1 protein-coding gene is annotated in these 1200 nt (G+C 44.8%); it reads right to left on the reverse strand.

The features are described 5' to 3' along the window. Positions 1-58: 58 nt before the first annotated feature. Complete coding sequence (locus tag FD07_RS11880) at positions 59-1084, reverse strand: IS30 family transposase (protein WP_012695418.1); 1026 nt, start codon at positions 1082-1084, stop codon at positions 59-61. Between the last annotated feature and the right edge of the window lie 116 nt (positions 1085-1200).

Genomic DNA, 1200 nt, shown 5'->3' on the forward strand with positions numbered 1-1200 from the left:
CCTCAATTGTCAAATCAAGTGCAACACTAAGAATCTATTCTTAGAAGTGGTCTAGTTGCTAAGCTAGTTCAGGCATTAGATCGGCTGGGCAACGATAGTTTAATGACCGCCGCAGCCGGTTGTTTAAGGTATCCTGAGCCAGCTGAATATCAATGAGTGAGGCCAAAACCAAGGATCTACCCTTCGGGAAGAACTCGCGCAAAAGGCCGTTAGTGTTCTCATTGGTTCCGCGTTCCCATGGTGAATAAGGATGGGCAAAGTAGATGTCCGTTCCCGCCACTTGGCTCAAGCTTGAGAACTCGGCACCGTTATCAAAAGTAATGGTTTTAAAGTACTCAGTTCCATAGTCATATAAGGTGTTCTGGAGGGCTTTCAAGCAAGTGTCGGCATGATAATTGGGAAGTTTAACGATGATTTCTAAACGACTAACACGTTCAGTCAAAGTCATTAATGCTGGCTCAGATTCAACTCGTTTACCTTTGACCAAGTCACCTTCCCAGTGTCCAAGCTCTTGACGTGCTTGAACCACAGTGGGACGCTCTTCGATTGAATGGCCCAGATTCTTCTTATTGATTCGGTGATGCTTTGTTCCGGGACGTTTGACTCGGCGACGGAGTTTAGCTGGTAGGTCTGAATTACGGATAGCTAAACGCTGGTCATCAATGTATCGATACACCGTCGGTGTTGAGGGACAGACAACTCCTGGGTAATTAGTCTTGAATTGGTGAACAAAAGTATCCACACTATGCATTCTGGGGCGAGCTTTTAAAGCTGTAACCAAAGCATTACAGAAGGTTTGACAGTGATCAAAGAGTCCACGATAACAGCTGTTTAGCCGGTGCTTACGATAAACTGCTTCGCCAGTTTCCGCCAGATATGACTGTTCGAAGATACGAGTATTAGCGTTAATCTGCGTTGTTGTCCCCCGTCTTAATTCACGCGAAATCGTACTGGGATTACGATGAAGAGCCTTGGCAATCCGGCGGATGGACCAATCTAAGCCCCTTAGGGCTTCAATTCGACCACGTTCAGCTAAATTGAGTTGGTGATACTGATTAGATATGATATTCTTAATTCGGGTCATGAAGATACCTCTTTCTTGTTTGTGGTGAATTAAGAATAGGCCTTCATGGCCTTTTTGACTAGTCTGAATAAAGAACTGGTCTAGTAGAGCAGGTGTTGCACTTCAATTTTAAATCG

Origin of the sequence: Levilactobacillus parabrevis ATCC 53295 (assembly GCF_001434055.1) — a bacterium.
In the GTDB taxonomy this organism is placed as follows: Bacteria; Bacillota; Bacilli; order Lactobacillales; family Lactobacillaceae; genus Levilactobacillus; species Levilactobacillus parabrevis.